Below are 8,045 nucleotides of genomic sequence, written 5' to 3' on the forward strand. Positions count from 1 at the left end.
TAAAGTAAAATGGTTTAACGCAGAAAAAGGTTTTGGTTTTATTGAGGTTGAAGGTGGAGAGGATGTATTTGTACACTATTCAGCTATCCAAAGTGAAGGCTTCAAAAGTCTTGATGAAGGCCAAGAAGTTAATTTTGACATAGAAGAGGGACAACGCGGACCTCAAGCAGTGAATGTAACTAAAGCTTAACAAATGTAAAAGAGCCATATTTTTTATAGGCTCTTTTATTATTTTTTGTCTTTAGCAGGATAATTGGTCATAATAAAATGGAGTACGAAAGAAGGGGGAAGAGCTGTGAAGGAATTTACTGTTCAATTTCATAAGGAAGATCAAGTTGAAGCAATGAAAGTTCAGAAATTAAGTGAAGAAGATTTTGAAAGATTAACCGAGGGTGGAACAAGACATTTATTTGAACTGGACACAAATATTGGATTTTTTATTTTCTTCGATGCTATTGATGGCAGTGGCAAAGAATCGTATATGGTCCTTCAATACGAAGAAGAGAATGAAGACCCAAGTGCATGCTATGCTTTTGAATTAAAAGACTTTTATCAATTTGCTGCATTGCACTTAAATGATTTAGAGTTCCAGGAAGAGAATGAAAGCGATGAAGACGAAGAAGAATATAGTCCAATCCATCATTTAGCGCATTTGATGTATCATATCGCTGAAGACGGGAAAGATATTCAATTATAAAAAAGTTTGAGAGCAGGGGCGTGCCCTGCTCTCATTACTTACAGATCTTCTGCTTCTATGTAATGATCCGTGCAAAATTTTGAGATTAGTTTCTCTTCTTCCTCTTCTAATNNAATGCATAGTCTAATATTTGACCTGAACTTAAAAAATGATAATTTAAAATGCGATAGTCATCTTCTTTCTTATAAAACAAAACTCGAAGCTGTAATCCATTCTCATCGTATAAATCATCATCTTCATCCACGGCAATATCTAAAAAGAATTCGTAACGTTCTCCCAATAAAATTCCTGTTGGGTCTTTTAGCAGCTCTACTGTATAACTTGTAATTTCCATAGGTTTCACCCTTTCTTCATCAAACCTAAATCTAGTTAACGAGAACATTATACACCTTACCCGATAAAAAGAAATAGTATTACTATTTCTTTAAAAAAAGTTTCTACATTCAAAAAAATTGAACTTAAACTTGTTTAAAAAGTATGTCATTTGACCTTTTGACTGTTAAGGAAATTTATGTTATACTAATTGAAGAGTTTATGAATATATAAAGTTTCCCATAAATCACTTGTTATTTAGAGTTGGTAAGTATTTCCCCTTTATTTAACAGGTGTTTTTATTTTTAGGGAAAAATAGGGGTCTACCCTTTGGGAGGTGCCTTAATATGGCAATGGGATTTGGGAGAAAAAACACAGAAGAAATCAAAATGGAAGAAGTAAAGGTTTGGGAATGCACGTCAGATTCATGTAATTGCTGGGTCCGAGATAATTTTAAGAGTAGTCAGCAGCCTTCTTGTCCAATTTGTAAGAGTGAAATGAAAGAGGCAATAAGGGAGCTTCAAGTAGTGAATAACAATAGTATTTATTCCAATAATTAATATAATGGGGGGCGATCTTTGATCGTCCTCTTTCTTTTTGTATAGGTTATCATAACATGAACAAAATAATGGAAACTAAAATAATTTGGAAGTGAAGTGGGTTTGGCAAACTCTTTATGGTATTTTTCCTTAGTTTTCATAAGTCTAATCATCTTCATATTTACATATAAGAATTCGAATCATTTTCGAAAAGATTTAGCTGTTTATTTTTTTGCTGCGGGTCTTTCATTTTTTGGGGAATTTGTCGTGCTTATTCTTCTGAATTCGTACGATTATTATCCTCATGTTTTCAAAGAGAATTGGCCCGATGATATATTTGGTTCCTTAATTTCTCAAGGAGTTATTATTCCGACTGTGCTAATGTCCATAGCGGCATTTCGGTTAAGGACTAAATGGATTATACTGATCATTTCTCTTATTGCATTAATTGAAGAACTTTTTTTAAGGCTTCGTATTTACGAGCATAATTGGTGGAGAACGTGGTATACGATTATTTTGCTTTTGTTAGCTTCCTATATCATGAAATGGTGGAGAAGGAAATTAAATGATCCTTCCATTCCTATAAAATTTTTAACGATCTATATGTTATTTAATATTATTCTTCATACGATATCTTTTTTTATGTCAATGGTTCTCAAACTTAGCTGGTATTCCATGGGGTTGTTTGAATCGATGTATAAAGATCATACGATCATAAAAATGATCATAGATATCACCATGGCGATCCCGTTAACGGCGATCGTTCTATTTTCATATAAGTATTTAACGTTGATTGCTCTTTTTATTTTTATGATCATTTTTGATTTAGCCCAAATTAAAATGGGATTGCTCCATGTTATCGATTACAATGCAGTAATTGCGTTCGCGTTCATAAAATTATTCGCAATTTCTATTGTTAAAAGGGTGAATGATTACCTCTTTCCAATGGAAAAGGATTATATTTAATAGGCATAATTTTCTCTTTCCAACAAAAAATATAATGATTAATATGAAGGAGTGATTACAATGGATGTTATACGGGTAAAACAGATCCTTTCATCATCAGCGGATATTGAAGTCACATACAATGGTGCATCTGTGTGGATTGATCAGTTAAATGAAGATGGGAAGACAGCTACTGTACATTTAAGAGGACCACTTGAAGAAAGATCAACTGTAGAAATTACAGAACTTCAAGAATAGTAATAGACAACCACCTTAAAAATTTAGGGTGGTTGTCTATTTATTGGGGTCCTTTAAAATATAATATCATTGGTTTTAACAGCATGGTTTATTAGAATAGAGATGATGCAGCAGAAAGAAGGTGGAACGAATGAAAACTATACTTGTTGCTGATGATGATCAGCATGTCCGGTATTTAGTGAAAGAACTATTAATGAAAGAAGGGTTTCAAGTTATTGAAGCGGCAGACGGTGCAGAGGCTTTGAAACGGCTTCATAATCAAATTTGCGAATTAGCAATCGTTGATATAATGATGCCTGTAATGGATGGGTATAAATTAACTGTGGAAATACGAAAACATTTTGATATTCCGGTTGTATTATTGACTGCAAAAAGTCAAATTGAAGATAAAGAAATAGGCTATCTTTCAGGTACAGATGATTATTTAGTAAAGCCTTTTGAGCCGAAAGAGTTAATATTTAGGGTAAACGCCCTTTTAAGAAGATATGGAAAAGCAATGGAATCAAATATTAGAATTGGTTCAATGTTAATTAATAAAAAAAGCTATGAAATCGAGGTTAATGGAAAAACATTCATATTGCCGCTTAAAGAATTTGAACTGATGTATTATTTAGCTTCAAACCTTAATCAAGTTTTTAGTAGGGGGCAATTAATTGAACAAGTATGGGGAATGGATTATGAGGGGGACGAGCGGACTGTTGATGTCCATATTAAGCGTTTAAGGGAGCGCTTTTCAAATACATCAGATGATTTTTCAATAAAAACGATTAGAGGTATTGGGTATTCGCTGGAGGCTCAAAAATGAAATCCCTTTATTCCAAGTTTGCCATTACTACGATTTTAATCATGCTAGCAAGCGGAATCATTTCTTTTTTACTTTCAAATGTTTATTATCAATCCTATTTAAAAAATCAGAACGACCTTAAAATGACTAATATTGCATTGGAGATAACTAATTTTATTCAACTGCAAAATCAAATAAATATGGATGAATATTTTGAACATCTCGGTTCGATTGGCTATCAAATTTTTATTATCGATGAAAATGGAAATAGACAATTCTTCGGTGCACCATTTAGAACTGAAAACCTTTCGGATGAGCCAGTGGAAAAAGTGCTCAATGGGGGAATTTTCCATGGAATTGCTAAGTTTCCGCACAAAACCTTTGTGACGGGTTTCTTTGCTAATGAGCTTACGAATACAGTTGGGGTCCCGCTTATTAATGAGGGCGAAAGATACGCATTGTTTCTTAGACCAGATTTAAAGCTCTTATTCAATGAAATGCATCGGATGTTTGGATGGCTTGTTGTGGGGATGGTTGTGTTTACTATCCTATTAGTATTAATCAGCACAAAGTATTTAATAAAGCCTATTTCCAAATTGAATACAGCAACGAGCTTGATAGCAGAGGGGGATTTTGGCATTAAGCTGAATATTAATAGGCAGGATGAAATAGGGGACCTAGCTGCTAGTTTTCAAACGATGGCTGGCAAATTAGAAAAAGTAAATGACGCACGCAAGGAGTTTATTTCTAACATTTCACATGATATTCAGTCACCTCTATCTAATATTAAAGGGTATTTAAAACTATTAAGGAGCGCTGAATCAACAGCTCAGCATAAAGAATATTTTGATGTAGTTGATTCTGAAGTGGATCGGCTATCCTATTTAACTAAGCAGCTGCTGTTGCTATCATCACTTGACAGTCAAAAGGATTTGCTTGATAAAAAAGAATTTAATTTAAGTGAACAATTAAAGACGGTTATACGTCAGTACCAGTGGATATTAAGTGAAAAAGGATTGATGATTAGCTATTCACTGCCTGATGCATATTTGCATGGGGATCACACCTTATTATATTCCGTTTGGGAAAACCTCTTAACGAATGCCATTAAATATAGTGAAGAAGACAGTGAGATTAACATTACATTAAATGATCAGCCAGACTGGATCGTGATAAGCTTTAAAGATCATGGAATTGGCTTACATTCAGAAGAGGTTGAAAGGATTTATGACCGTTTTTATCGTGCTGATACATCAAGGACTCGCACTATTGAAGGAACTGGGCTTGGGCTTTCAATCGTTCAATCTATTTTGGAAATTCATGATGGCGAAATTAAAGTGGAGAGCAAGAAAGGGGAGGGGTCTGTTTTTACAGTGAAATTACCAAAGGGTTAGAGAATTATTGGCAAGGTGCTATGTGGAGCTGTGAAAGCTATAGCACCTTGTCATTTTTTTACAAAAAATCTTTTATTAACATGTAGCAGCATTTTCTGAAACAAAATCAATCTCAAAGCCGAGATCTTTTAACATTTGATGATCCGCTGAACCATCCTGTCCTGCAGTTGTTAAATAATCTCCAACAAAAATAGAATTTGCCGGGTATAGTCCAAAAGGCTGAAGGCTTCTCAAATTAACCTCACGCCCGCCAGAAATGCGAATTTCCTTAGTTGGATTAATAAATCGCATTAAACACAATACTTTCAGACAGTATCTAGGATTTAATTCCTTCGTTCCCTCAAGCGGAGTTCCGTCAATAGCATGAAGAAAGTTAACAGGGATGGAATCTGCATCAAGGGCTTTTAAGCTTCTGGCCATTGACACGACATCTTCTTTAGTTTCGCGCATCCCGATAATGACACCCGAGCAAGGAGAAATTCCGTGTTCTTTAACTAATTCAACGGTGTTTACCCGGTCTTCATATGTATGGGAAGTTGTTATGGATTCGTGGTGATTTTCGGATGTGTTAATATTATGATTATAGCGGTCAACGCCGGCTTCTTTAAGCATGGAAGCCTGTTCGGGCTTTAACAATCCAAGACATGCACATACCGTAAGATTGTATTTATCTTTAATTTCTTTAACAGCGGAAACAACTTGATCAATTTCTTTATTGCTCGGACCTCTTCCGCTGGCAACAATGCAATAAGTACCAACATTCATATTAAATGCTTGTTCAGCACCTTTAACAATGGAATCTTTATCCATCATTCGATATTTTTCAATTGGTGCAGTTGATACGCTTGATTGTGAACAGTAGCCGCAGTTTTCAGGGCAAAGCCCAGATTTTGTATTTATGATCATATTAAGCTTTACTTTATTTCCATAATAATGGTGGCGGATTTTATAAGAGCTTTGTAATAGATCTAGAAGTTCTTCATCAGGGCAATTTAATATGCTAACGGCTTCTTCATTTGTAAGCTCATATCCTTCCAATACTTGTTCAGCAAGATTCCTCCAATTCCTCATTAATTCTCCTCCTTTTGAATTTGATTATGAAGCTCGTTGAATTTTTCTAAATTGGCTTCGGGCAAAAACCTTATGCTCAAGTCGATTCGCCATGATTCCAGCACAAATGGCGAGAACAATATCCTTTGGCAATGGCACAACCATCCACATCCAAGCCATTTTATAAGTAAATCCATCTGGAGCAGCCGCCCAAAGCTTATAGGCAAAATACATCCAGTTTGTACCAATAACATAATTAATAACCATACCAATTAAAGCGGCAGTAATATAAACTGGGATCGTCTTTTTCATTTCGATGATTTTTCCTGTTACATAGGCTGTAAGAATGTAAGAGAGAATAAAGCCAAAGGTCGGGCTAATTAAGGAAGACATACCACCGCCAAATTTAGCAAATACTGGCGCACCTGCAAGACCAACAAAGGCATAAACGGCCATTGTAATTGCTCCTAGACGGCTGCCTAAGATAGCTCCAGATAAAATGGCAACAAATGTTTGCAACGTAATTGGTACACCGCCTATAACCATAAAGGGAACAAATGTAGTGATATTCGCTCCTACACACATCAAAGCTACAAACATACCAGCAAGCGTTAAATCAATCGTTCTTAATCTCTTTTTCATTTCCCTATCCTCCAAAGATTGTTAGTAAATATAAATAAAGGATAATGGCAAACCTAAGTATATGTCAACCTATTTTATTTTTAGTTAACATATAAATATTAAGAGACTTTAATAGTGTGAGATTTAGATTTGTAAACGGATGTTCATCTTCTGTTCATATTAGAAGCTTAAAATAGGAAAAAGAGAGGAAAGGCTACAGAAAAAATGCTGTTCCTTAGAGATAGAAAACGTTGTATATTATAGATTAGGCTTTGATTAGAAGAAAACGGAAAAAACGTAAATAGGAGAGGAAAACGATGAATTATAGCAAGGTTTTATTACGATTATCTGCATTATTTGGCTTTATCGGCGCTTTTTTAGGTTCACATATGGCTGGAGCAGGGGATTATGCTTTTAGACCGATACATGCCCATATACTTGTTGTTGGATGGTTAACACTATTCGCATGGGCGGTATACTATAAAGTATTTTCCCCGAAAATTGGGATCCTAGCAAAGTTTCATGTATATACTGCTATTATCGGGTCTATCGGATTAACAGGCGGGATGGCGCTCTATATTTTTAAACCTGCATTTCTCCCAAGTGCGGTTAACACGATTTTCTATATTGTTGGTGGGTCCATCCTTTTGCTTAGCTTCTTATTATTTTTCTTTGTCACCTTTACAAAGGATGAAAAACAGGGGAAGGCAAGCTAAGAGTAGCTTGCCTAGTCCTAAAAAATAAACCTAAGATATTTCAGCGGTGTTATCTTTTCTTTTTGTTTTCAGTTTGATATAAGGTATGATGAAACGGTCAATACCGATTTTACCTGCATTGTATCCAGCGACTAAGATGAATATTGTTAATAATATCATTTGCGGGTTCGTACTGATTGTTCCGGAAAATATAAAGGCAAAGTTCATTATGATTCCAAAAAATGCAGCAGCAGTAGTCAAGCAGCCAAGAAATAAACCTAACCCTACTAATAGTTCGCCCCATGCAACTAAAAAGCTAAATAGACCTGCATTTGGAAGGGCAAATCCTTCTAAAAAGCTAGCCCACCATCCTTGCACTGTTGGATTCTCCCCAGTAGCTTTAGCGATTGCTCCTTGTAAATATCCCGATGCATCAAACCCGCCTGCTACTTTAATATATCCCGCCTTGAGCCAAGAATAACCAAGATACAACCGAATAATAGTCAATAATCCTGAAGATAATTGATTTTCCCTTAGCCAATTAACAAACATACATATCTCTCCCAACTTTTTGATGAATACAGGGATATAGTAGCAAAAATATCCCTATATTTAACATTTATGTGATTCATTTCACGTAAATGTAAATAAAATGTGAATATTTTGAGAAAGATGTTTAATTATAGAGGGATTTGTTTTGTCAAGAAATATTGGAGCTTAATATTGACTATTTTATGAATTATTTAATTG

The 8,045-nt window shown here is 34.9% G+C and carries 12 protein-coding genes; 8 read left to right on the forward strand and 4 right to left on the reverse strand.

The window, feature by feature from the left end; translation table 11 throughout:
* Together V7122_RS24805 and V7122_RS24810 are read left to right on the forward strand one after the other, a co-directional pair.
* Positions 1-190: cold-shock protein (locus V7122_RS24805; RefSeq protein ID WP_335529829.1), on the forward strand; the 190-nt coding region annotated here is incomplete at its 5' end.
* A 105-nt stretch (positions 191-295) separates the two neighbouring features.
* Positions 296-697 (forward strand): cytosolic protein, encoded by a 402-nt coding sequence (locus V7122_RS24810; protein WP_335487724.1) that lies wholly within the window; start codon positions 296-298, stop codon positions 695-697.
* Between the two features lie 106 nt (positions 698-803).
* On the opposite strand, the gene V7122_RS24815 is transcribed toward V7122_RS24810, so the two are convergent.
* Complete coding sequence (locus tag V7122_RS24815; protein ID WP_438824809.1) at positions 804-1,079, reverse strand: DUF6509 family protein; 276 nt, start codon at positions 1,077-1,079, stop codon at positions 804-806.
* Between the two features lie 277 nt (positions 1,080-1,356).
* Between V7122_RS24815 and V7122_RS24820 the strand changes: the two genes are divergently transcribed.
* The 5 genes from V7122_RS24820 (at position 1,357) to V7122_RS24840 (ending at position 4,929) form a co-directional block, all read left to right on the forward strand.
* Positions 1,357-1,569: a cold-shock protein gene (locus V7122_RS24820; RefSeq protein WP_335347701.1), complete on the forward strand. Its 213-nt coding sequence runs from the start codon at positions 1,357-1,359 to the stop codon at positions 1,567-1,569.
* Between the two features lie 246 nt (positions 1,570-1,815).
* Positions 1,816-2,514 (forward strand): hypothetical protein, encoded by a 699-nt coding sequence (locus tag V7122_RS24825; RefSeq protein WP_335529835.1) that lies wholly within the window; start codon positions 1,816-1,818, stop codon positions 2,512-2,514.
* 60 nt (positions 2,515-2,574) lie between these two features.
* On the forward strand, positions 2,575-2,751 hold the full coding sequence (locus V7122_RS24830) for an H-type small acid-soluble spore protein (RefSeq protein ID WP_335347703.1): 177 nt from the start codon (positions 2,575-2,577) through the stop codon (positions 2,749-2,751).
* A gap of 130 nt (positions 2,752-2,881) precedes the next feature.
* Positions 2,882-3,556 carry a response regulator transcription factor gene (locus V7122_RS24835; protein WP_335529838.1) on the forward strand — a complete coding sequence of 225 codons (675 nt, stop codon included), beginning with the start codon at positions 2,882-2,884 and terminating at the stop codon, positions 3,554-3,556.
* Entirely contained in the window at positions 3,553-4,929 is a 1,377-nt protein-coding gene (locus tag V7122_RS24840) for a HAMP domain-containing sensor histidine kinase (protein WP_335529840.1), read from the forward strand. Before V7122_RS24835 ends, V7122_RS24840 begins: the two co-directional genes overlap by 4 nt.
* Positions 4,930-5,004: 75 nt before the next feature.
* Here V7122_RS24840 and bioB read toward each other — a convergent pair whose 3' ends face one another.
* On the reverse strand, positions 5,005-6,000 hold the full coding sequence (gene bioB / locus V7122_RS24845) for a biotin synthase BioB (protein WP_335529842.1): 996 nt from the start codon (positions 5,998-6,000) through the stop codon (positions 5,005-5,007).
* Between the two features lie 24 nt (positions 6,001-6,024).
* Complete coding sequence (locus V7122_RS24850) at positions 6,025-6,621, reverse strand: biotin transporter BioY (protein WP_335346656.1); 597 nt, start codon at positions 6,619-6,621, stop codon at positions 6,025-6,027.
* A 296-nt stretch (positions 6,622-6,917) separates the two neighbouring features.
* Between V7122_RS24850 and V7122_RS24855 the strand changes: the two genes are divergently transcribed.
* Positions 6,918-7,316, forward strand: a complete 399-nt coding sequence (locus V7122_RS24855; RefSeq protein ID WP_335487708.1) for a hypothetical protein — start codon at positions 6,918-6,920, stop codon at positions 7,314-7,316.
* Positions 7,317-7,346: 30 nt separating this feature from the next.
* Here the strand turns inward: V7122_RS24855 and V7122_RS24860 are convergent, their stop codons facing one another.
* Complete coding sequence (locus V7122_RS24860; protein ID WP_335529845.1) at positions 7,347-7,847, reverse strand: DoxX family membrane protein; 501 nt, start codon at positions 7,845-7,847, stop codon at positions 7,347-7,349.
* Positions 7,848-8,045 lie beyond the last annotated feature (198 nt).

Origin of the sequence: Bacillus sp. JJ1532 (genome assembly GCF_036965085.1) — a bacterium.
Classification (GTDB): domain Bacteria; phylum Bacillota; class Bacilli; order Bacillales; family Cytobacillaceae; genus Cytobacillus.